The organism is Nonomuraea sp. NPDC050691 (assembly GCF_040654455.1).
Classification (GTDB): Bacteria; Actinomycetota; Actinomycetes; order Streptosporangiales; family Streptosporangiaceae; genus Nonomuraea.
In genome coordinates this window covers 1-22,578 of record NZ_JBFAIA010000136.1, presented here as the reverse complement: position 1 = coordinate 22,578, position 22,578 = coordinate 1, and the positions used below count along the sequence as shown (strand labels likewise).

At 68.2% G+C, this 22,578-nt stretch carries 16 protein-coding genes and 3 pseudogenes; 11 read left to right on the top strand and 8 right to left on the bottom strand.

Annotated features, from left to right (window positions below):
* On the bottom strand, positions 1–348 hold a 348-nt coding region (locus AB0H81_RS33215; RefSeq protein WP_358382564.1), incomplete at its 3' end, for a helix-turn-helix domain-containing protein.
* A gap of 809 nt (positions 349–1,157) precedes the next feature.
* On the opposite strand from AB0H81_RS33215, the gene AB0H81_RS33210 reads away from it, so the two are divergent.
* Both AB0H81_RS33210 and AB0H81_RS33205 read left to right on the top strand, forming a co-directional pair.
* Entirely contained in the window at positions 1,158–2,564 is a 1,407-nt protein-coding gene (locus tag AB0H81_RS33210; protein ID WP_358382561.1) for an arabinofuranosidase catalytic domain-containing protein, read from the top strand.
* A gap of 108 nt (positions 2,565–2,672) precedes the next feature.
* On the top strand, positions 2,673–5,006 hold the full coding sequence (locus AB0H81_RS33205) for a beta-L-arabinofuranosidase domain-containing protein (RefSeq protein WP_358382558.1): 2,334 nt from the start codon (positions 2,673–2,675) through the stop codon (positions 5,004–5,006).
* Positions 5,007–5,412: 406 nt separating this feature from the next.
* Here AB0H81_RS33205 and AB0H81_RS33200 read toward each other — a convergent pair.
* Both AB0H81_RS33200 and AB0H81_RS33195 read right to left on the bottom strand, forming a co-directional pair.
* A pseudogene (locus AB0H81_RS33200) lies at positions 5,413–6,551 on the bottom strand (IS701 family transposase).
* Between the two features lie 168 nt (positions 6,552–6,719).
* Positions 6,720–7,501 (bottom strand): annotated as a pseudogene (locus AB0H81_RS33195) (transposase).
* Positions 7,502–7,784: 283 nt separating this feature from the next.
* Here AB0H81_RS33195 and AB0H81_RS33190 point away from each other — a divergent pair.
* The 4 genes from AB0H81_RS33190 to AB0H81_RS33175 all read left to right on the top strand — a co-directional run bounded on the left by AB0H81_RS33190 (position 7,785) and on the right by AB0H81_RS33175 (position 11,693).
* On the top strand, positions 7,785–9,221 hold the full coding sequence (locus tag AB0H81_RS33190; RefSeq protein ID WP_358382555.1) for an N-acyl homoserine lactonase family protein: 1,437 nt from the start codon (positions 7,785–7,787) through the stop codon (positions 9,219–9,221).
* A gap of 56 nt (positions 9,222–9,277) precedes the next feature.
* A complete protein-coding gene (locus AB0H81_RS33185) occupies positions 9,278–9,874 on the top strand; it encodes a TetR/AcrR family transcriptional regulator (RefSeq protein ID WP_358382552.1) in 597 nt (198 codons plus the stop codon).
* Positions 9,871–10,803, top strand: coding sequence for an amidohydrolase family protein (locus AB0H81_RS33180; protein WP_358382549.1), 933 nt, complete (start codon positions 9,871–9,873; stop codon positions 10,801–10,803). The genes AB0H81_RS33185 and AB0H81_RS33180 overlap by 4 nt, the downstream gene beginning before the upstream one ends.
* A 308-nt stretch (positions 10,804–11,111) precedes the next feature.
* Complete coding sequence (locus AB0H81_RS33175; RefSeq protein ID WP_358382546.1) at positions 11,112–11,693, top strand: recombinase family protein; 582 nt, start codon at positions 11,112–11,114, stop codon at positions 11,691–11,693.
* 252 nt (positions 11,694–11,945) lie between these two features.
* On the opposite strand, the gene AB0H81_RS33170 is transcribed toward AB0H81_RS33175, so the two are convergent.
* Positions 11,946–13,346, bottom strand: a complete 1,401-nt coding sequence (locus tag AB0H81_RS33170) for a hypothetical protein (protein ID WP_358382543.1) — start codon at positions 13,344–13,346, stop codon at positions 11,946–11,948.
* Between the two features lie 457 nt (positions 13,347–13,803).
* Here AB0H81_RS33170 and AB0H81_RS33165 point away from each other — a divergent pair.
* Positions 13,804–14,160 (top strand): annotated as a pseudogene (locus AB0H81_RS33165) (GNAT family N-acetyltransferase); the annotation flags it as partial.
* Here the strand turns inward: AB0H81_RS33165 and AB0H81_RS33160 are convergent.
* Positions 14,047–14,334 carry a hypothetical protein gene (locus tag AB0H81_RS33160; protein WP_358382568.1) on the bottom strand — a complete coding sequence of 96 codons (288 nt, stop codon included), beginning with the start codon at positions 14,332–14,334 and terminating at the stop codon, positions 14,047–14,049. The pseudogene AB0H81_RS33165 and the gene AB0H81_RS33160 sit on opposite strands and share 114 nt — an antisense overlap.
* A gap of 220 nt (positions 14,335–14,554) precedes the next feature.
* Between AB0H81_RS33160 and AB0H81_RS33155 the strand changes: the two genes are divergently transcribed.
* The 3 genes from AB0H81_RS33155 to AB0H81_RS33145 all read left to right on the top strand — a co-directional run bounded on the left by AB0H81_RS33155 (position 14,555) and on the right by AB0H81_RS33145 (position 17,371).
* The gene (locus tag AB0H81_RS33155; RefSeq protein ID WP_358382540.1) at positions 14,555–14,830 is read left to right on the top strand and encodes a GNAT family N-acetyltransferase; all 276 of its coding nucleotides are present in this window, start codon (positions 14,555–14,557) and stop codon (positions 14,828–14,830) included.
* Positions 14,831–14,934: 104 nt separating this feature from the next.
* Positions 14,935–15,762, top strand: a complete 828-nt coding sequence (locus tag AB0H81_RS33150; RefSeq protein WP_358382537.1) for a hypothetical protein — start codon at positions 14,935–14,937, stop codon at positions 15,760–15,762.
* A gap of 775 nt (positions 15,763–16,537) precedes the next feature.
* Positions 16,538–17,371: a cellulose-binding domain-containing protein gene (locus AB0H81_RS33145; protein ID WP_358382535.1), complete on the top strand. Its 834-nt coding sequence runs from the start codon at positions 16,538–16,540 to the stop codon at positions 17,369–17,371.
* Between the two features lie 182 nt (positions 17,372–17,553).
* Here AB0H81_RS33145 and AB0H81_RS33140 read toward each other — a convergent pair whose 3' ends face one another.
* Both AB0H81_RS33140 and blaOXA read right to left on the bottom strand, forming a co-directional pair.
* Positions 17,554–18,453 (bottom strand): alpha/beta fold hydrolase, encoded by a 900-nt coding sequence (locus AB0H81_RS33140; protein ID WP_358382566.1) that lies wholly within the window; start codon positions 18,451–18,453, stop codon positions 17,554–17,556.
* Positions 18,454–20,001: 1,548 nt separating this feature from the next.
* A complete protein-coding gene (blaOXA, locus tag AB0H81_RS33135) occupies positions 20,002–20,892 on the bottom strand; it encodes a class D beta-lactamase (protein ID WP_358382532.1) in 891 nt (296 codons plus the stop codon).
* A 404-nt stretch (positions 20,893–21,296) separates the two neighbouring features.
* On the opposite strand from blaOXA, the gene AB0H81_RS33130 reads away from it, so the two are divergent.
* Positions 21,297–22,289 carry a nuclear transport factor 2 family protein gene (locus AB0H81_RS33130; RefSeq protein ID WP_358382529.1) on the top strand — a complete coding sequence of 331 codons (993 nt, stop codon included), beginning with the start codon at positions 21,297–21,299 and terminating at the stop codon, positions 22,287–22,289.
* Here AB0H81_RS33130 and AB0H81_RS33125 read toward each other — a convergent pair.
* On the bottom strand, positions 22,282–22,578 hold a 297-nt coding region (locus AB0H81_RS33125; RefSeq protein ID WP_358382526.1), incomplete at its 5' end, for a helix-turn-helix transcriptional regulator. The genes AB0H81_RS33130 and AB0H81_RS33125 overlap by 8 nt on opposite strands.

Genomic DNA, 22,578 nt, shown 5'->3' with positions numbered 1-22,578 from the left:
TGACAGCGCCCGTTCGGCGATGACCTGTTCCAGCAGGCCGCGGGCGGCCGAGGCCTCGGGGGTGGACTCGACGTCGGACCACTCCTGGGTGAGTGATGTCGCCTTCCATGGCCGTTCCCGTTCGTCGCGCGCTTCGGCCTGCTCCACGAAGCCGTACTTGGCGAGTTGCCGCAGGTGGTAGGAGGCCAGTGCCTGGCTGATGCCGACCTCGCGGGCGGCGTCCGCGGCGGTCGTGGCGCCGGCCCGCATCAGCAGCTCGTGCAGTGCCAGGCGGACAGGATGGGCGAATGCCCGCATGGCGGCCGGGTCGTCGAGCACCCGTCGTGGCCGCCTCTTCCAGGATTCCAAAGACTGCTTGGAATCCTGGGTCCCATCACGATCAGATGGCAAGGAAACCTTTGGAATGATGCAGACCGATCAAGGCGTATTTGTTGCGCAGATACACATGCGGATCAGGCTGCCTGGGCTGGGTCAGGCTGACGCTTGGCTCCATGCCCGGATCGGTACCGGAGGAGACCCCTTCCACGCACCCGCCAGGGCCCTGTACGAGAGGCCCGGGTGCACCCCGCTCCCGGTCACGGTCTACTACCGACAGCTCTGAGCTGAAACCCCTCCGGGACGGGTGCCATCACACACCCGTCCCGGGCTCGGCGAGTACCCATCCAATTCCACTTCCGATACACGCCTAAGTGCCCTGAGGCCGAATTTGAGGGCTGTTGCGCATCCAGTAGCGCCGCCTACGCCGCTTGAACTGTCCGGACGAGGCTTTCCGGCGGGCGCGGTCCCGCTCCAGGCCTCCGGACGACCGCCCGTGAGGCGGGCGACGGCTCGCCACCCGGCGGACGCGGGGATGAAAGTTGCACGACATCTCATCGCAATGAGGCGAACGCCTCACGGTAGGAACCCAGGCGAAGCGCCGACAGCGTAGTCCCGGGTGGCGAGAGATTCGATCCACGTTCTTGACGCCGGGGCCTTCGTTGATTTGACTCCGCACTGGCGTTACCGACGAATCGATTCGACCATCAACTGATGTTAGCGCTAACACAACTTTTGCCGGGGCCCGCGTATCGGCGCCGTCCGCTCATGATTCCTGATTGAGAGAAGGCATGATGCTTTTTGGAAGCCTGACAAGGCCACTCGCGGCCGGGGCGGGTGCGTTGCTCGCCACTGCCTGCCTGGTCGGCGGTGGTGTAGCCCAGGCCGCGACGTCGCAGCCGTGTGACATCTACGCCGCGGGCGGGACGCCGTGTGTGGCGGCGCACAGCACCACGCGTGCCCTGTACGCGGCCTACGACGGCCCGCTCTACCAAGTCAGGCGTTCGTCGGACAACACCACCCGGGACATCGGGGTGCTGAGCGCGGGCGGGGTGGTCAACGCGGCCACGCAGGACTCGTTCTGCGCCAACACGACCTGCGTCATCACGATCATCTACGACCAGTCCGGCCGCAACAACCGCCTCACGCAGGCGCCGCCCGGCTACTGGAAGGGCCCCGCTCCGGGCGGATGGGACAACCTCGCCGACGCGAAGGCGGCACCGATCACCATCGGTGGGCTGAAGGCGTACGGTGTCCGTGTGGAGCCCGGCACCGGCTACCGCAACAACAACACCAACGGCGTCGCCAAGGGCGACGAGCCCGAGGGCATCTACGCCGTCGTCGACGGCACGCACTACAACCAGTGGTGCTGCTTCGACTACGGCAACGCGCAGACGGATGGCATAGCCGACTCCCCCGCCATCATGGAGACCGTCTACTTCGGCGCCGACAAGCAGTGGGGCTACGGGGCCGGAGCCGGTCCCTGGATCATGGCCGACCTGGAGTGGGGACTCTTCTCGGGGGTGAACGCGGGCTACAACAACATCCCGTCGATCAACCACCGTTTCGTCACGGCGATGGTCAAGGGGGAGCCGAACCACTGGGCGATCCGGGGCGGCAACGCACAGTCGGGCGGCCTAGCGACCTACTTCGACGGACGGCGCCCCAACGGCTACCACCCGATGAAGAAGGAAGGCGCCATCCTGCTCGGCATCGGCGGCGACAACAGCGTCTCCGGCCGCGGCACCTTCTTCGAGGGCGTGTTGACCTCCGGCTATCCAACCGCCGCCACCGAGGACGCCGTACAGGCCAACATCGCCGCCGCCGGCTACGCGCCGGCGGGCGGCGACAACCCGCAGCAGGGCGTCCAGATCGTGGGCGGCCAGTCCGGCCGGTGCGTCGACGTGCCGAACAGCAGCACCGCCAACGGCACCCAGGTGCAGTTGTGGGACTGCGGGAGCGGCACCAACCAGCGGTTCACCTACACCTCAAGCAAGCAGTTGCAGGTGTACGGCAACAAGTGCCTGGACGCCTACGGGCAGGGCACCGCCAACGGCACCCAGGTGATCATCTGGGACTGCAACGGCCAGGCCAACCAGCAGTGGAACGTCAACACCAACGGCACCATCACCGGCGTGCAGTCCGGGCTGTGCCTGGACGCCAACGCGGCCGCCACCGCCAACGGCACGAAGCTCATCTTGTGGTCCTGCAACGGCCAGGCCAACCAGCGGTGGACCCTGCGCCGTTGACTCCGGCCGTTGTTCCCCTCTTCGTCCCATGGCTGCCGAGTGCGGCGAGGCGGCCGTGACGTCGCCCGTTGTCCCCGGGCGACCGCAGCTCACCATGTTGGAGGTCTCGTGTCATCCCCATCGCTCAGCCGCCGTCAGCTCTTGCAGGCCGCCGGTGTCGCGGTTGCCGCGTCGGCTGTTGGGCAGGCCGCCGGGACGTCGGCCGCCGTGGCCGATGTCGCCCCGGCCCGGGCCGACATCGGCGTGTCGGCCTACCTGTTTGACCTCGGGCAGGTCCAGCTCACCTCCGGCCGCTGGCTGGACAACCAGAACCGCACCCTTTCCTATCTCCGGTTCGTCGACGTCAACCGGATGCTGTACAACTTCCGGGCCAATCACCGGCTCTCCACCAACGGCGCCGCCTCGAACGGCGGATGGGACGCCCCGTCGTTCCCGTTCCGCACCCACGTGCAGGGGCATTTCCTCACCGCGTGGGCCCAGGCGTACGCCTTGCTCGGCGACACCATCTGCCGGGACAAGGCCACGTTCATGGTCGCTGAGCTCGCCAAATGCCAGGCGAACAACGGTGCCGCCGGGTTCGGCGCCGGTTACCTCTCCGGTTTCCCCGAGTCGGACTTCAGCGCCCTCGAAGCGCGCACGCTGAGCAACGGCAATGTGCCGTACTACTGCATTCACAAGACGCTGGCCGGCCTGCTCGACGTGTGGCGCCTGATCGGCAGCACCCAGGCCCGCGACGTGCTGCTCGCGCTCGCGGGTTGGGTGGATCAGCGCACCTCCCGGCTCAGCTCCAGCCAGATGCAGAATGTGCTGGGCACCGAGTTCGGCGGCATGAACGCGGTGCTGACCGACATCTACCAGCAGACGGGTGACGGGCGCTGGCTCGCGACGGCTCAGCGGTTCGACCACGCGGCCGTGTTCACCCCGCTCGCCTCCAATCAGGACCAGCTGAACGGCCTGCACGCCAACACGCAGGTGCCCAAGTGGATCGGTGCGGCACGGGAGTACAAGGCGACCGGCACCACCCGCTATCGGGACATCGCGAACAACGCATGGAACATGACCGTCAACGCGCACACGTATGTGATCGGCGGTAACAGCCAGGCCGAACACTTCCGCGCCCCCAACGCCATCGCCGGATACCTCGGCAACGACACCTGCGAGCACTGCAACACCTACAACATGCTCAAGCTCACCCGCGAGCTGTGGCTGCTGAACCCCGGCCAGGCGTCCTACATGGACTTCTATGAGCGGGCCCTGTTCAACCACGTCATCGGTGCCCAGAACCCGGCGGACGCCCACGGGCACATCACTTACTTCACCCCCCTGCGGCCGGGTGGCCGCCGTGGGGTCGGCCCGGCGTGGGGCGGCGGCACGTGGAGCACTGACTACAACTCGTTCTGGTGCTGCCAGGGCACTGGGGTGGAGGTCAACACGAGCCTGGTGGACGCCATCTACTCCTACAACGGCACCACGCTGTTCGTGAACCTGTTCCAGCCATCCACACTGAACTGGTCCCAGCGCGGCATCACGGTCACCCAGACGACGTCCTACCCGGCGAGTGACACCACGACCCTGCAGGTCACCGGCAGCGTCGGCGGCTCGTGGACGATGCGGATCCGCATCCCCGCCTGGACGTCGGGCGCCACGATCAGCGTCAACGGCACGCAGCAGAGCGTGGACACCACGCCCGGCTCCTACGCCACCCTCACCCGCTCGTGGACGTCCGGTGACACCGTCACGGTGCGCCTGCCCATGCGCGTGGCCATGAAGGCGGCCAACGACAACGCGAACGTCGCGGCGATCACGTATGGTCCTGTCGTGCTGTCCGGCAACTACGGCAACACCTCGCTGTCGTCGCTTCCGGCCCTGACCCCCTCCTCGATCGCCCGGACCAGCACTTCGGCGCTCACCTTCACCGCCACCGCCGATAACGCGACGGTCAACCTGATCCCCTTCTACGATGCGCAGGGGCACAACTACACCGTTTACTGGAATGTCAGCGGGCAGGGCACCGGCGGGACGGGAAGCTACCGGCTGGTCAACGCGGCTAGTGGCCTGGTCCTCGGCATCCAGAACATGTCCACAGCGGACGGCGGTCTCGCGCTGCAGTGGACCGACAATGGCACCGCGGACCACAACTGGGTGATGGTGACCGACGGCAGCGCCGTGCGGTTCCGCAACGTCAACAGCGGCAAGGTGCTGGGCGTGGAGAACATGTCCACCGTCGACGGTGCCCGCATCCTGCAGTGGTCCGACAACGGCACAGCCGACCACCGGTGGACTGTGGTCGACAACGGCGACGGAACCTACAAGATCCGCAACGTGAACAGCGGCAAGCTGCTCGCCATCCAGAACAACTCCACCGCCAACGGCGCCCAGGCCGTTCAGGACTCCGACAACGGAACCGCCGACAACCGGTGGCGACTCGTCCGCAACTCTTGAACACCCGCCCAGCGGCCTGCCGGCCTATTGATTCCGCGCAAAAAGGATCTGATCAAGCGTGGAGCAACGACTTCGCTGGCGGCCTGCCCCTCGCCGAAGAACGCCGGCGCGAGCCGCCCATTGCTCCGCACCGGAATGTTATCGATCGCAAGGATGTCAACCGCCGATCTCCGGGCAGTGCCGCATCCTGTCCCCGGTCCGGCCCAGGTGAGCGGGTCGCGACAGGCGGTGTCCCGCGGTCTGCATCCGCTCCGAGAGGAACTGACCTCATGTCAAGAATGAAACGCTCGCTTCGCCGCTAGTAGTGCTTTGTTAGTTCGTGATGGTGGTCGTTGATGGCAGGTGAGGCATCGGCCGCTCCAAGTGGCTAAGAGCACCTGGAGCATGTGCAAGATCTTGTAGAAGGTCAGGCCGCCCCGCAGGCTTTTGGGCTGGTCAAGCGGAGTTCGGTGAGGAACGGATGGGTGGCCGAGACCAGGGTGACGTGCCGGTGCCAGCCGGTGAAGGAACGGCCCTCGAAGTGCGCCAGGCCCAGCCCGGTCTTCAGCTCCCGGTAGTCATGCTCGATCCGCAAGCGGATCTTTGCCAGGCGTACCAGGTCGCGCAGCCGGATGCCGCTCGGGAGGGTGGACAGCCAGTAGTCGGTGGGTTCGGGTTCGCCAGGTGGCCATTCGGCCAGCAGCCAGCAGCCAGGCAGATGGCCATCGGCTTGGCGGGGGATGTCGCGGTTGGCCGGGCGTACTCGCAGAGCGTTGAACCGGGAGGTCATCCTCGCCGTGGGGTTGCCCTTGGTGCGCTTGCTGCCATGTCGCCAGGTGATGCGGTGCAGCGCCGGACGGCCCGCGGCCAGCACCAGCTCGCGCAGGCTGGACGGCTTGTCACGGTACTTGGCCACCGGCCGGCGGCCAGTGCCGGAGTAGGCGCCGCCTCGGGGACGGCATCGCCGGCATAGACGCTGGTGGTGCCCCGGACGCCGACGACATAAGGCAGGCCAAGATCGCTCAGGCCGAGCCGCAGGCGCAGTCACGTCCCCGTAACCGGCATCGGCGACCACCAGCGGCGGTTGCTGCCCCCAACCGGCGAGTTCGTCCAGCATGTCCAGCGCCAGCTGCCATTTGGGGCGGTGTCGCTGATCTCAGGGATGGCGCAGCGCGAGCGCCGCTCAGCGATCGCCGCCGCCTCGGCCGGGTCCTGGCCGCAGCTGTCATCCCAGCTCTCGGGCAGGAACAGCCGCCAGTTCACCGCAGCCGAGCCGGTGTCGGTGACGGCATGCACGCTGACGGCGATCTGGAAGTTGGTCACCTTGCCGGCGGTGCCGCTGTACTGGCGGGCCACCCCCGGTGAGGCATCGCCGTCCTTAAGGTGGCCGGTATCGTCCAGCACCCACGCATCCCCGTCGATCACCTGTGTCGCCCGGGCCGCCGTGCGCCGCCGTACCGCCACATAGTCCCAGGTGGACGAGGTGATGAACTGCTGAAGCCGCTGATGATCCACGCCCAGCCGCTCAGCCATCGGCACCATCGATTTGCGTCGCCCGTCCAGCATCAGCCCTCGCAGGTACAACCCACCGTTGGACCGTTGCTCACAGCGGGCGAAGAGGTGAACACCTCACCCGCGAAGTCCTCCAGGCGGCCTCGCTTTCGATACACGCCCTAAAAGTTGTTGCAGGAATGCGTGTGTCGGCAGGTCAGTGCGGCTTTGTGGCAGCCGTGCTCATGTCGCGAGGGCGAGGTTGTGCATGTGTGCGACGGCCTGGACAGCGTGGTGGAGGCCGGACCCCTTCTGTCGGCAATCACGCAGGATCTTGTAGTTCTTCATCCGGGCGAAGACGTGCTCGACGCGGGCGCGGATGCGCCGGTGCTCGGCGTTGTCTTCCTCCTGAGCTCGCAACAGAGGTCGTCCCGCCCGTCTTCGGTGCGGGACGACCAGACCCGTGTTGAAATAGGCGCCGTCGGCCCAAGACCGCGACGCCCTCGCAGTGAGCCGCCAGGCCGGAGTCCCGCCAGGCGTGTGCGTCGGCCCTGTTGCCAGGCGCGGGTTGCCCTGTCGCCACCACGAGCCGGGTGTCAGCATCGATGATGACCTGCACGTTCGGAGAAACGGTAGTTCTTGCTGGAGGCGCCGACCGTGCGATCCCGCACCGGGACCAAGGTGCCGTCCACGATCCACAGCCGCTCCGCCACCTGGGCGGGGCGCGTCACCGGCTCCAGCGCGAGCAGCGGCCCCAGCCGCGCAACGATCCGGCACACGGTGGCCGGGCACACCCCGAACAACGGTGCGAGCTGCCGCATCGTCAGGTTGGTGCGGTAGTAGACGGCCACCAGCAGCACCCGCTCCGGCAGCGCAAGACACCACGGACGCCCTCGTCCGCGCCCCCTGCCGGGGCCCTCACCACCTCGCTCCCGCACCACACGCAACAGCCGGTTGAACCGGCTCATCCGCAGCCCAGTGAAGGTCTCCACCCATAACGGATCGGCGCGTAACACCCCACCCATACACGTAAGATGCCCGTTCAACTACTATCTGCAACAACTTTTAGAGCGCGCCGTAGGTGGCCGCCATGGTTTCGGCGCTGAACGCGACGGTGCACCCCGCTTCTTGCGTACCAGGACTGCGGCGCGAGGTGATCGTGGCTGCACTATTATGTAAACGCATCCGTGTGCGTTTATGAAATGAGGTGGCCGGATGTTGAAGTCTCTAGGCAAGATCGGGTTACTCGTTCCCGCCTTTGCGGTCGGCGCTGCCTGGTTGGTTGTCCTGCGGTTGAAGGACGTGCCGGTGCCGCTGCTGGTGGTCTATGGGTTGCTGCTGGTCGGATTGGTGGTCGGGCTGTTGTGGCCCGGTGTGCTCGGCCTGCGATCCACGCGGCGCCGGGTGCTGGCGTTCATCGGGGTTCCGGTCGGCCTGGGCACGCTGGGGCTCTACCTCGCGGTCGTCTACTACGTCACGGACCTGCCGGTGCTACTCGCCCTGGCCGCTACCGCATGCCTGGCATGGGCGGCGGCTACCTTCCTGCGCGGACGCCGGGCGGCGGGCGGCCGCAGTGCCCGGAGCACCAGGCGCGCCTTCCTGGCAGGCGGTGCCGGGCTGGTGCTGGGAGTGCTGAGCGGATTGTCCGTCGATCTGGTGGAACGACAGCGACGCGGGGTGCTGGCGCGGGGCGAGCAGGAGCGGCAAGCGGCCGTGCGCGCCCCGGGCACGCGGCAGCGGATCGTCGACGGCGCCGTGCGGGTGTTCCCGATTCACACCGGCGACACCATCGTCACCTACGGCCAGTTCTACGGCGGTCTGGACGGCTGGGAAGGGCTGAACGGCTATCTGCGCACCCTGGTGGACAAAGCGCAGATCGCGGTGCCGGTCTACGCCTACCTCATCGACCACCCCCGGCACGGCCTCATGCTGGTCGACAGCGGCGTCAACTGGGAACAGACCCACGATCACGACGGGTACTACAACCACAACCAGATGGTCTCGCGCCTGCTGACCCAGCGTGACGAGTACCAGATGACCCCCGAGCAGGACCTGCGGGTCCGCCTGGCCCGGCTCGGCTACGACGCCAAGGAGATCACCACCGTGTTCCTCACCCACGTCCACGACGACCATGCGGGAGGGCTGCGCTACCTGCCCCAGGCAACAGTGGTGCTGGACCGCCGCGACTGGGAACACGGCACGGTCTACCCGTACTCCTTCGACCTGGTCAAGAACAACCTATCCTTCCCCGCCTTCGACTCCGGCGCCTTCGGCGCCTTCCCCGACAGTCAGGACCACTTCGGCGACGGCAGCCTCATCCTGCTGCCCACTCCCGGCCACTCGCCCGGCCACATGTGCGTGCTCCTGCGCCTGGACGCCGGCAACGTGCTGTTCATGGGCGATACCCTCTACACCCTGCCCCACCTGGCCACAGACCAGGTCCGCCAAATGACCATCGGCGGCGCCGACACGACCCACCAGATCGAGGCCGCCCGGCGCATCCAGACCCTGCTGGCCTCCGACCCCGCCACCGTGCCGTTGTTCGCCCACGACAACACCCGCTACCAGTCCGACCTGGTCGTCTCCGCGTTCGCCCACGGGACGCCCGGCAAGGAGGGGCTGCGGGAGTTGCGCCGATACATGGAGGCCGTCCTCACCCCCGACTGGCGGCTGCGGCCCGGGCACACCCCCCACTTCGTGCCGCCGGCGTCCGGCATGGGCTTGGGACGGGTGGAGCTCCGATGACCTCTACGCGGCGCACCCGGGGTAGGCCCCGTGACCCCGAGGCCGACGAGGCGATCATGAAAGCGGCGCTCGAGCTGTTCGTGGAACGCGGCCTGGAGGGCGCGAACTTCGAGCAGATCGCCAAGCGCGCCGGCGTGGCCAAGGTGACCGTCTACCGGCGCTGGTCATCGAAGGAGGAACTGCTCACTCAGGCGATCGAGCAGGCCCGCACCCTCGTCCCCGAGAACGACATCTGGGCCACCACCGACGCCACGACGCAGCCGGTCGAAGAACGGCTCATGGACTCCTGGGTGCACACCTTCGGCGACGCCCGCTTCCGGGCGATCCTCGCCCAGCTCATCGGCTCCAGCGTCACCCGGCCGTCGCTGCTGGCCACCTACCGCGAGCAGTACATCCAGCCCCGCCGCCAGCTGATCCACGCCGCGCTGGAACGCGCCCGCCGCGACGGCCAGTTGGCCGCCGACGCCGACCTCGACACCGTGATCGACATGGTCGTCGGCGCGGCCATGTACCGCATGCTCATCAACCCGGACACACCAGCCGACCCCGCCGCCACACGCCAGTACCTGCAGGCCGTCCTCCGCCAAGCCGACCGGCTGCTGCGGCTCCCCGACGTGCCCCATCGACAGGAAGAAGGGCAAGAACCCGCATGACCGGATACATCGACGTCCAGCAACACATGATCCCCGCCGACTACGCGCGCTGGCTGCGCGAGCACGGGGTCCATGCTCCCGGCGGGCGCGAGCTGCCTGAGTGGAGCCCTGCACTGGCGCTGGAGTTGATGGACCGCCAGGGCATCGCCGCCGCGATCCTGTCCATCAGCACGCCGGGCGTGCATCTGGGCGACGGCACCGACGCCGCAACGATGGCACGCACCGTGAACGAGTTCGGCGCCGGGCTGGCCCAGGCCCATCCCGGCAGGTTCGGGCTGTTCGCCACGCTCACCCTGCCCGACGTGGACGCCGCCGTGACCGAGGCCGCGCACGCCCTCGACGAACTGGCCGCCGACGGGGTGATCCTGCTGGCAAACAGCCGCGGCCTCTACCTGGGCGACCCGGCCCTGGACCCGCTCATGACGGCGCTGGACGACCGCTCCGCCGTGGTCCTCGTGCACCCTGCCGACCTGCCCGGCCCCGCCGCGCCGGGCATCCCGCCGTTCGCCGCCGACTTCCTGCTCGACACCACCCGCGCAGCCTTCAACCTGGTCCGCCACGACGTGCCGCGCCGCTTCCCGCACATCAGGTTCATCCTGGCGCACGCCGGCGGCTTCCTCCCGTACGCGGCGCACCGCCTGGCCCTGGCCCTGTTCGCCGAGACCGGCCGGGACCTGGACCACATCCTGGACGACTTCGCCGGCTTCTCCTTCGACACCGCCCTGTCCGCCAGCCCGGCCGCACTGCCCTCTCTACTCGCGTTCGCCAAGCCGGGACATGTGCTGTACGCCAGCGACTGGCCCTTCGTCCCCGAACTCGCCGTCTCCTACTTCAACGGCCACCTCCAGAATTCCGACCAGGACACCACCGACATCGGCCACCGCAACGCCCGACTGCTGTTCCCCCGCCTGTCTGAGGCCAGACGCTGACCTCCGCCGACGGCTGCCAGCACGACGCCCAGCCACGTCACCTTCGTCAACGTGGCGGGGCGGCCGAGCCTCGGCCAACTTCAGCTCAGACAACAACGGCGTTCACGTACGCAACATCCCACACCATCAACCGCGCGCTGGAGTTGCTGAAAGCTGTCCGCAGAGCGTGACCAGCAGGCGAGCCTGACCGGCTGCCCCGAACCCCGTAGCGGTGATCACGGTAGCCGGACGCGGTCCGGATGTTCATCCCCCAGCTCGGCCTCTGCCGCCACGGAGCCCGTTTCTGGACACCGCCGGGAGGGTGGCTGATGACTGTCTGGGCGTACGCACGAGTCTCGACACGTGACCAGAACCCGCAGCTCCAGCTCGACGCCCTGGCGGCCAGCGGCTACGACGAGCTGGTCATGGAAAAGGAATCGGGCAAGCGCGGTGTCGTACGACCGGCCTGGGAGGCGCTCCTGACCCTGCCCAAGGCGGGCGACACGCAGCAGTTCTGGAAGTCCGACCGGTGGGGCCGTTCAGCGGGGCACGTGCTGACCACGGTCAACGAACTGCGCGACCGGGGCATCACCGTGGTGTCGCTGACCGAGAACTTTGATCTGGGCACCAAGGAGGGCCGGTTCATGTTCGCGGTCCTGGCCGCAGCCGCGGAATACGAGCTGGAGCTGCGAGCCGAGCGCCAGGCCGAGGGCATCGCCGCCGCCAAGCGCCGCGAAACCTCCGGTGCCATGCTGTCCGGCAAGAAGAAGACCGGCCGGCCGCACGTCATCGGCCCCGCCGAGCTGGCCATACTACGCCGCCTGGTCGACGACGGCATCTCGGTCACCGAAGCCGCCCGCACTCTCAAAATCGGCCGCTCCACCGCCTATGCGGCACTCGTCGGACGCTGACCAGCAGCTATCCCACCGCATCCGGCTGCTGCCCTTTCGGCGCCCTAGCAAGATCATTTTCATCGATAGCGGCTGTCCGCCGGTTCCTCAACCCCGGATCCCGCGCGGCTGACCCAGGCCTGTTCGCCCCATCGCCTCTGACGCCCTCGATCATCTCTCTGTGGGACGCTCACCTCGCTAACCCCTGATCAACACGCGGCCTGTTTCAACCTCGTCCGGCAGCTCTGAGCATCGTCGCGGGAACCGGCGGCACTACGTGCCGCTGCGCAGCTCCGCCGCCACCGCACGTTCCCGCAGCTCCGCCGCCTCGGTCCGGACCGCCTCCAGCTGCGCCCGTACGTCGTCCAGCCGTGCCCGTTCCAGCCGGAGCTCCACCCGCAGCTCGTCACGTTCGCCGGACAGGGCGTCGGCCCTCCCCCGCTCGGCGGCCACGGCCTCGGCCCGGCTTGCCGCCTCCCGCTCGGCCAGCTCGGCGGCCTCCCGCCGGGTCACCTCCAGGCTCTCGGCCAGGGCGGCGAGCTCGCGCTCCACGCGTTCACGGTCACGCACGGCCGCCGCCACCTCCGCTTCGGCCGCCTCGCGTACCTGCGCCACCTCAGCCGCGGCGCCCCGGCGTACCTGCGCCACCTCAGCCGCGGCGCCCCGGCGTACCTGCGCGATCTCAGCCGCGGCGTTCTCCTGCACCTGCGCGACGCGGGCGGCGGCGCTCTCGCGCGCCTGCTCGGCCTCGTTGAGGGCCAGGGCTCGGTCGCGTTCCGCCTGCGCGGCGGCACGCTCGGCGCTCTCCGCCCGCGCGACGGCCCGGTCACGCTCCTGCTCCGCCGCCTCCGCCCGCGCCCTGGCCGCCGCCACGTCACGCTCGGCCTCCTGCCGCGCGTGCACCGCCGCGGCCACGTCCACCCGTGCCTGGTCGCGCTCCGAGCGCGCCAGCTCGGCGTCCTCACTGGCCTGTACGGCCTGTTCCCGGGCCTCCCGCGTACGGGTCTCGGCTGCCTCCACCCGCTCGGCCAGCTCCTGAACCGCCTGGTCACGAGCCCGTTCGGCCAGCTCGACCCGGGCCACGGCCTCCTTCGCCCGCCGCTCGGCCTGCTCCGCGCGGCGCGCGGACTTCTCGGCGCTCTGCAACGCCTGCCGTTCGGTGCTGGCCGCCTCGCGCAGCGCCGCGAGGGCCTGCTCGCGTGCCCGCTCGCCGTCGCCGAGGGCGGTGTCGCGCTCGGCCTCGGCCTCCTCGACCCGCAGCCGCATCTGCGCCGCTTCCCGGCGGGCGTGCTCGGCCGCCTCGCGGGCCAGCCGTACCTGCTCGAACGCCTGCTCCCGCTCGGCGCGCGCGACCGCCACGCGCGTGTGCGCCTCGGCCTGGACGGCGCTCAACTTCGCCTCCACCCCGGCGGGGCTCAGCTCCTGGGCGAGCGCCTGCGCGAGCGGCTCGATGGCGGCCGAGAGCCCGCTCTCCATCCGCTCGTACAACTGCTCGGCCCTGGCCAGTGCCCCCTCCAGCCCTGGGGTGGCGCGACGCAGCTCCCTTTCCCGTTTGGCGGCGGCCTGGCAGTCGCCTTCGGGACAGTACGCCTTGGGGCGGCCTCTCCCCCGTCGCTGCTCGATCGGCGCCCCACAGTGCTTGCACGGCGTCACCACGCCAGTCTCTGCCGTCACAGCGGCACCCTATCATTATCTGTTTTCTAGAAAAACAAAATCAGAAATTCTGATCTGTTGCGTCGCGGCGGAGAGACAGCAACTTGCGGGAATGCAGAATTCCCGCAAGTAACCGTCGCACGACTCTCCGCCACCACCTGGGCCGGCGCGGAAGTACGTGTCCTGTCTCACGAGACCTGGCCTGCGTCTCATCCACCTGGCGTGATTCGCTGTTCCGTCTCACCTGGTTGGCGTGACTACCTGATCACGCACACCCGGTGTCTCATGTAGGTGGCGTGCGCGGAGCGGATGTCTCACCGAGTTGGCGTGGATGGGCGGAAGTCTCGGTGTCTGTTTCTGAACTCGTGATCTTTATCCGTGAGCGGGTTGGGCCTCATTCTCCGGCCGATGCATCGACGGTTTCCGCGTTCATCGGCTTGGTCACGTCCCACCGTCGCGCTGTGCCGGGACTGAACGGGTGAGCGATGCCCAGGGCCGCTATAGTCTTGATCGCGTCCGATGTCGAGGCCGTTCTTGGAGGAGGTGTGCAGCAGATGCGCAGGACCGTTCAGCAGCGAAGCCGCAGCTCTGCTTTCACCAACCTCATCAAGCCGGAGACATCGTGTCGATTCGCATCACCCCTTTGATTGACCCTCAACTCACGTCGTCCAGTCGGCGCCTCGCGTGGCTGGCCACCCTGCCGACCGGCGTTCCCGTCGGATCAGCGTTCCTTCGCCTGTTCATCAGGGCGGGCCGGGATCATCTGGCCGAGCTCGATCTCCAGGTCCACCCGGCCGAGCAGCGGAGCGGCGTCGGTTCTCTCCTGCTGACCACCGCGCTGGCCGCTGCCCGCGAAGAGGATCGGCGCTGCGTCATCGCCCAGGTAGAGCCCGCTTCGTCGGGAGAGGTCTTCCTGTCGGCGCGGGGCTTCCGCAAGGTGTCGACTTTGACATTTGCACGGCTGCCGCTGGCTCAGGCTGATCTCGCCGGTCTCATGGAGATCGTGCACAGCCCACATCCCGGCTACCGGCTGGTCGCGTGGGACGGGGCCGTGCCCGATGAGCTGGCTGAGACGTTCACCGCGTCCCGCCACGCCTTGGACGACATGCCGATGGACGACACCGACTACGGCACCGTGAATTGGGACGTCCAACGCGTACGGGAGGCGGCGCAGGCAATCGAGACCCGGGGCGACCTGCTCCATACCGTCGCCGCCATCGCCGAGTCAGATGATTCCATCCGCCGGATTCACCGAGCTGGTCGTCCCGGGAGACGGCAAGGGCGATGCCCAGCACTACGCCACCGGCGTGCTCCCCGAACATCGCGGGCACGGCCTGGCCCGCTGGATGAAAGCCGAGGCCATCCGGCAGGCACGCGAGCGCTACCCGGACCTCGATGGGTTGCTGACCGATACCGCCGACAGCAATCGCCACATGCGTGTCATCAATGACGCGCTCGGCTACCTGCCAACGCGCCAGAGGGTGACACTACAGCTCGACCTGTAGCGGCAAGCCTGCCAGCCGATGGGCCTTTCGCCATCGGTTGTGGTGAAGAGGGCGCGCTGGCTTGCGACAATCGATGCTGTGAGCCAGCGCGCGGCGGCTCGGATGTGCACGAACTATCGTCGAACACCACCGACATCTCCCACGCCGTCTGCCAGACCCTCATCGAAGCACGCTGCGACCTGGTCCTGGTCGACGAGATCCACAACCTCAACCTCGCCACCAGCGCAGGCGAGGACATGTCCGATCACCTGAAGTACTTCACCGAGCACCTGCCCGCCACCTTCATTTACGCCGGCATCAACGTTGAACGCCAGGGCCTGTTGACTGGAGTGCGAGGAAAGCAGATCGCCGGCCGCTGCGTCCTCATCAACAGTCGCCCCTTCCCCTACCAGGCGGAATGGAAGCAGTTGGTCGCCGCCATGGAAGGCGCCCTCCGCCTTCACCAGCACAAGCCCGGCTCGCTCACCGAGCTTTCCAAGTATCTGCATCGCCGGACCGGCGGCATGATCGGAAGCCTGTACACCGGATCCGCGCCGGAGCAATCAGCGCGATCCAGAACGACAGCGAGGCCATCACCCGCGAACTCCTCGACGAGATCCCCGTCGACCACGCCGCCGAGTCCGAAGGCGGAGACGCCGCGTGATCTCACAGCAGCTCTCCCTCTCCTGGAAGGCCCCACCGCTGCGGGTCTTGCCGCGGCGACCGGCCCCCTGCTGGACGAAACCCTGAACTCCTATCTGAGCCGCCTTGCCAAGGTCAATCACCTCGCGACGTCCTCACTGCGTGAGCTCCTGAGCGGCAGCAAGCAGTTTCTGTCGACTATGCCTGCTCAGACACGGTCTGGAACCACAAGACGACGCCCCCGTCCGCTGGCACCATCCGGAAGACGTGATCTGCTGGCATCACCGACGCTGGATCGCCTTCAACGGTGACTCGTCCGCTCCTCAACCACTCGTTGACCGCGTTGAGCCGATTTGCCAAGCTAACCGCCTCCATCGCCGACTGCGACGACGCTACGGCCACAACGCCGTCATGACCGCCTTTCGCGACGCGGACTACATCGTCGCGAGATGGGCGCGGGGAGGCCAGCACCAGCGGTTGCACCTGCCTGGGGAGCCATGGCCCTCCCCAAGCGGGAAGGGTTCGCTCTGGGCATCGAGCCAGCTCTGCCGGCCGAGATCCGGCGGACCGTCGCTCGCCATTACGGCAGGACTGGGCCGGACGGGAACGAATGGCGGCAAGATCCCCTCTATCTCTGGATCGAGAACGAGCGCAAGAACGCCACGATGCTCCTACGGCGAGCGAAGACTGCAACCAAGAAGGGACGCCTGGTTCCCCGGCCTCACAGCCGTTCCATGATCACACGCCAACTCGTTGCGACAGGACATCGCTGCCCAGCGATATCTGTCACCAAGATCGAATCTTGCTGGGACACGCGAGTGTGACAGTGTCACGTTCGGCGAGGTCGTACGCCCCAGCGAACCGCAGCCCCGGCATCCACGTCGGCGGTGGACACGGTGACGTGGTGTTGGAGCCCGCTCCGTTTTCGCGGCCGACGGCTAGACCCGGTCCAGGAATTGAAAGATTCATCCGCCCACACGGTTCACCAGGAGCTACGCGCGGTGGATCAGGTGGTTCGTTGACCCCATGCGTGAGCGCGCACACAATGTCCGTCGAGACGGCCGGGCGACGGAGGGGCACTGGCTGATGCAGAAGACCTGGGTGGGCTTGTCGGGACTCGTCGCGGCGGTCGCGTTCATCGCGTTGCTCGCCGGAACCGCCATGGCGGCCCTGGACGCCGGGCCGTCCTCGTCGCCGGATCCGTCCGGCTCGCCGGCCCCGTGCAGTACGGGGACCTCGCTGCCGACACTACCCCCCAGCAACAGTCCGCCGACCGCGCCCGCGACACTTGAGGTGGTACGGGTGCTGCTCAACTCGGTCGAGTTGCGCTGGACCGCCGCCACGGACAACAACGGCATCGCCTGCTACCGGGTACGGGAGCGGCGCGACGGCACAGCCACCACGATGGCGACGTTCCAGGCGACGGCCACCGAGGGCACGGTGTACCTGCCGTGGCCGCCGTCCGGCGTGCCCTCGCAGACGCACATCCTGGACGTGGTGGCCGTGGACACGTGGAACACGCCAGGGCCCGCCTCCCCCACGGTGACCGTGACCATCTACAACGACGTCATCTCGTCACCAACGCCGCCGCCGGTGGGCGACTGTGACGTGACGTACGCGTCGTGGGCGTGGAACTCCGGCATGAGCACCAACCTCACGATCACCAACACGGGCAGCACACCCATCCGCGACTGGCGCCTGACGTTCGACTTCCCCGACGCGGGCCAGCGCGTCACCTCGGGCTGGTCCGCCGCCTGGTCGCAGACGGGCACGGCCGTGACGGCCGGGCACCCGCACTGGAACAGCGACATCGCGCCCGGACAGACCCTCCGCATCGGCTTCACCGGCTCCAGCACGGGCAGCAATCCCGCGCCTACGGCCTTCTACCTCAACGGCGCGAGATGCCGGATCGCACCGTGACGTCCGTCCTCAGCGGAGAGTAGCGGATCATCGGTAAGTGTGCGTGAGCCTTGGCTCGCCTGCTCCGGTGGGCGGCGGCGACCGCGGTTCCTCGACCACGTGGTCGAGGAACCGCCACCGCTCGCGGTGTTCGAGCCCGCGCCGCCCCCAGCGATACGCAGCGTAAGGCTGCCCTGCCGTGGTCAGCAGGCGAGGTCGGACGCGGGTAGCACACCGGCCGAGAGGAAGTCGTTCACCGCTCCGTTCAAGCACGCGTCGCCGTGGTAGGGGAACGGCGCGTGCGTACGGGCATCGACGGTGACCAGGCGTGATCCCGGCAGGCGGGCCGCCACGGCCCGGCTGAAGGCGAGGGGCACCGCCACGTCCCTGAGCGCGGCCGTTACAAGGACGCCGGGGGCCCGGTCGGATACCTGGCCGGGCGTCGGCGGCGCCGGGTGGTCCATCGCCGGGGGCCAGAAGGCGCAGGGGGTGATGTTGGCGTTGGCCGGTCCGAAGAGGGGGTACCGCGTGCCGTAGGTAGCGAGGTCCCGCAGATAGGTACGGGGATCGCGGGGCCAAGGACCGTCGGCGCAGCGGTAGGCGATGTTGACGGCCGTGTGATTGTCCGCAGGCACCCCGGCGACACCCGGCGGCGGCACGGGGCGGATCGGGAACGGCACGAACGGCTCCTGACCGGCGGCGACGGCCGCCAGCGCCGAGGCGATCAGCCCTGCGTACTGCTCGTAGTAGATCCCGGCCACGATCAAGGAGCCGAGTTCGCCCGCGGTCCACGGGTGACCGGCGATGACGATCGGCGACGTCCGCGCCCGATCGAGCAAGCTGCTGACGGCCCGCGTGACCTCCTGAGCGGTGTCGCCGAAGCCGTAGTCGGTGTCCCGCTCGGCGATCCAGTCGGCCAGTTCGGCGAAGCCTCGGTCGAACGCCGGGGTGCGGGCCAGTTCGAACGGGCGCCAGATGGTGGCCGGGTCGACCGGGCTGTCCAGCGCGAACCGGTCCACGCGGTGCGGGAAAAGGGCGGCGTAGACGGCGCCGAGCATCCCGGCGTACGATCCGCCCAGGTAAGAGATCTTGTCCTCGCCCAGGGCCGCCCCTGATGAAGTCCATGTCCCGGGCGGCGTTCACGGTGGTGGCGTAGGGCAGCGCCCATCGCGCGGCGCGTTCGCAGTCCTTCGCGTACTGCCGCGCCTCCGTGGAGTCGGCGGCGAAGCTCCCGGGTGTCGCCGTACGGACCCAGTAGCCGGCCGGTTCCTCGACGGGTTGCCCACAGCTGATGGGGGTGCTGCGTTCGACGAACCTGATGTCGAATCCGATCAGGTCGTACTGGGCGCGGACGTCAGCGGACAGGAACGGCGCCAGGGTGCTCGGCAGCGGCACTCCCGGCCCGCCGGGCCCGCCCCCGGTGGTGAGCAGCACGCCGCGGCGCCTGGCGGGGTCGGTGGCGGGGAGCCTGGAGATGGCGATCGAGATCGTACGGCCTCGCGGGTGCCGGTGGTCCAGCGGCACAGTCACGGCGGCGCACTGCAGCTCGGGGTCGGTGATGCCGGCGCATTCGGTCCACTGCGGATTCGCGTGCGCCCCCGCCTCGGCGGTCGGTGCGAACGCCGTCACCACCGCGGCCAGAGCCACGGCCAGCGTACCCCGCAGGAATGTCCGCGCCCGTCGTAAGCCCATCGGATCGGCCATCAGCGATCTCCTCGCATCGCGCACCAAGATCAAGCCGATCGTACAGAGCAGACGGCGGGTTCGACCATCCTTGGCACGGATCCTGCCTCGTCCACCACGCAGCCCGCGTCGGCGATCGCGCCTGTTGGGATGCGGACGCCCCGCCCCGCCGGAACGGTTGACGCAACCGATCGGTGCGTCGCCGGCTGTGTTCCGGGCCGATGCAGGTGGCGCAGCGGTTCATGGCCGCGCTGGCTCGCGACTGGGACAGCCCGCTCAAGGGCTTGAAGGATCATCTCGACCGGGGTGCTCGCGAGGGGTGGCGTGCACGGAGAGGATGTCTCACCCGGCTCTCCCGTGGACGCCACGTCACGGGTTCAGCCCGCACTCGCCGATCGCCGGCCAGCCGCCCGGATGGCGAGTTCAGCCGGGTCCGGGCACGATGCCCTCTACCCCTGGAATCGAGAACGAGCGCAAGAACGCCACGATGCTCCTCCGGAGCAGGCGAAGACCGCGACCCAGAAGGACGCCTGGTCCCCGGTCTGGGAGAGGATTACAGCCCCGGGTCGACCTGCCATGAGACGTCCACGATCTGGCTCAGGAGACGAACGTCGAACCCATCGGTAAGTTTCTGATCTTGCCCTATGCCGACTTGACCCCCCTCCACCGTCGTCTTCGTCCGCGGGGTCGACGAGCATGAGGTGCTTCGCCGGATTGGGGCCGCGGACGAGGCATGTTGCCTCAAATCAGCACGTCCACCAGCGCGCCGACCGGCAGGGAGAGCGTGTGCTGCACCAGATTGCGCAGCGCCGGCACCAGGCCGATCAGCCCGGCGGCCAAGCACCAGGTCGACTCTGAGGTGGATGACGACGTGCGCCATCGCCGCGAAGTAGCCCAGCGAGATGGCCGCCTGAATGGCGACGACCACGACGACCTGCGACGGTCGCCGTGGCCGGAGAAGGGCATGCTCACGCCGCGGGCAGGACGTTCAGCCGGTGCAGCAGTTCACGCGCGAGGGTGGCGCGCTTGGCGGCGTCGCCGTCCTTGGCGATGTCCATGTTCAGCGCGAACGTGTACACGCGTCCGCCGCGGTCGACCCACCCGGTCCACCAGCCCGTGCCGGGACCGGGGGCGTTCTGCCAGCCTGACTTGGCGTACAGCACGTACCCGTCCTTCTCCTCCTGCTTGATCAGCTCGTGGACGGTGCGCTGATGCTCGCGCGAAGCGGGCAGACGCAGGGCGGCCAGCCGCTCCATGAACCTGGTCTGTTCCACCGCCGAGATCTTCAGCGGGCCGTCCAGCCAGAACCGGTCCACCACCGTCCCGGTCTGCCGGTTGCCGTAGTTCAGCCGGTGCAGCCACTGCCGTTCGCGCTGGAGGCCGATGCGGCGGGCGATCACCTGGAACGCCGCCGCGTTGGAGACGCGAACGGCTTCGCGCATGCTCATGTCCTTCTCCCACTCGGGGAACGGCTGCGGCGTGCCGTCCCAGGGGATCACCTCGTCGGGGTTTTTGACCACGCCGGTCTGCAGAGCGACCAGCGCGTGCGGGACCTTGAAACTGGAGGCGGGGACCATTGGCTTCTCGGCGCGCCCGCGGTCCACCACGGTTACCTTCCTGGACGACACGTCCAGCAACGCGAACGTGCCGCGCACCTTCGCCGCGTCGAACACCGCGCGCAGATCATCGCGTACAACGGTACCCGGCCTGACCTCATGGGCCGTCGCGACCATGGCGCCGCCGCGCGGGGCGCGCTCGTGGGCGGTGGCACCGTACGCGGGGATGCCGTAGACAGTGAGCGAGGCGAGCGCGGCGGCGACGAGCCCGTGGCGTAGGACCTGCGAAATCGTCTTCTTCATGCGCAGAGACCATCACAGGACATCGTCACTGTCCAATATTGATATTGGTGAAAGACCAATATTCAAATCCATATCAACGCAGTTCAGACCGCGTGGTCGGGAGCACGAAAGCGCATGCCCCGCCACGTGCTGCCGGTACGAAACTGCCACATCACCGCTGGAGCGCAGGGTGGCGCGCGACGCGGTGGCGGAGGTAGACGACTGTCGAACTGAAGGTGCGGGTCTCGACGAGTTCGAGGGCGAACATGGCCAGACCCGATGGCGCTTCCCATGACCTACCTGGTGCGGTGCGTCTGACTACCGTCACGTTGACAGATTTGCCGCGAAGAGGATCGGCCTAATTTCGGTGGCACCTGAAAGAACATCGAAAGGGGCAGGTTATGAAGGCGACGCGGGTTGCGGGGATGGGTCTCGCAGTCGGGGCGGTGCTGACGCTTTGCACGATCACGGGGCCGGCGCAGGCGACCGGGGAAAGCTGGGACAGAGCGGCGGGCTGCGCGGAGGCGCGGCCGGAGGTCACCTCCATCAGCGGCTGGGTGTCGCCCAACGCCTGCACCTTCATCAAGCGGCAGATCAAGTTCGGCAAGGTCACCACCTCCGACCGGGTGGGTGCCTACGTCGACATCTGGTCCAAGGACGCGACGCTGTGGGAGCCGGCGAAGGCGAGCACGCCACTGCTCCAAGGTGAGGAGGCCATCAGAAAGTCAATCAGCGGATCGCTCAGCCTGGTCCCCGACTTCCGCTTCCGTGGCACGCGCATCGCTGTGAACGGTCCCGCCGTGATGTTCGAAGCGTACAACGAGGCCACGATCAAGGGACATGAGGTCGCCTACCCTGCGGTCTACCGGGTTCAGCTGACCGACGGTGGCAAGGTCGACCAGGGCCGTCGCTACTACGACCGGCACACCTGGTTCAAGCCGCTCGACCCCGAGTTGCCCGACCTGTTCGCCGACGTCGCCGACGGCAGCACCCCCGACGAGGGCCGTAAGCCAGTTCTCGGCCCCGATGAGCTCGTCGCCCGTGCCGAGGCATGGAACGACGAGGACGCGGAGGCTCTGGTGGAACGGCTCACCGGCGCGCCGCTGTCCGCCCCTGGCCTGAACGGCGGCACGCTGCGCACCAGGCAGGGCAAGCTCGCCTACCTGAAGAGGTTCTTCGACCAGGTCAGCGATGTCCAGCTGCAGCCGGGCCAGGCCGTCAAGGTCAACGGCGCGACGTACTTGGAATGGCACGGCACGCTCCTGCCCAAGGGCCAGACCGACCCCGTCAGCTTCGGCATCATCGAGCGTGTCGGCGACACCGGTGGCATCTCGAGGGACTGGACCCTGACCTTCGACCAGCTGCCGCTCGTCGCCGACGAAGCCAAGATCACCGAGCTGTACGGCAGGCTCAGGTAGCGATCGCGGCCAGCTCTGCCCGCGAGGAGATCCCCAGCTTGGGGAAGGCCTTGTAGAGGTGGTAGCCGACGGTGCGTGGGCTGAGGTAAAGCTGGGCCGCGATGTCGCGGTTGGACGCGCCCGCGGCGGCCAGCCGTACCACCTGCCTCTCCTGCGCGGTGAGGACGCTGAGCGGATCGTCCGCCTGGCGCGGGGCCGCGGGGACGTCGCCGGTGGCGCGTAGCTCGGCGCGGGCGCGCTCGCGCCCAGCTGCGCGCCGCCCTGGAGACCTTCGACCGGCTCGGCATGG

What these genes read in the sequence shown, in the direction of transcription:
- AB0H81_RS33185 (WP_358382552.1), top strand. Translation starts at nt 9,278, where the DNA reads ATGAAAGCGGCGCTCGAGCTGTTCGTGGAACGCGGCCTGGAGGGCGCG.
- AB0H81_RS33180 (WP_358382549.1), top strand. Translation starts at nt 9,871, where the DNA reads ATGACCGGATACATCGACGTCCAGCAACACATGATCCCCGCCGACTAC.
- AB0H81_RS33175 (WP_358382546.1), top strand. Translation starts at nt 11,112, where the DNA reads ATGACTGTCTGGGCGTACGCACGAGTCTCGACACGTGACCAGAACCCG.
- AB0H81_RS33155 (WP_358382540.1), top strand. Translation starts at nt 14,555, where the DNA reads ATGATTCCATCCGCCGGATTCACCGAGCTGGTCGTCCCGGGAGACGGC.
- AB0H81_RS33145 (WP_358382535.1), top strand. Translation starts at nt 16,538, where the DNA reads ATGCAGAAGACCTGGGTGGGCTTGTCGGGACTCGTCGCGGCGGTCGCG.
- blaOXA (WP_358382532.1), bottom strand. Translation starts at nt 20,892, where the DNA reads ATGAAGAAGACGATTTCGCAGGTCCTACGCCACGGGCTCGTCGCCGCC.
- AB0H81_RS33130 (WP_358382529.1), top strand. Translation starts at nt 21,297, where the DNA reads ATGGGTCTCGCAGTCGGGGCGGTGCTGACGCTTTGCACGATCACGGGG.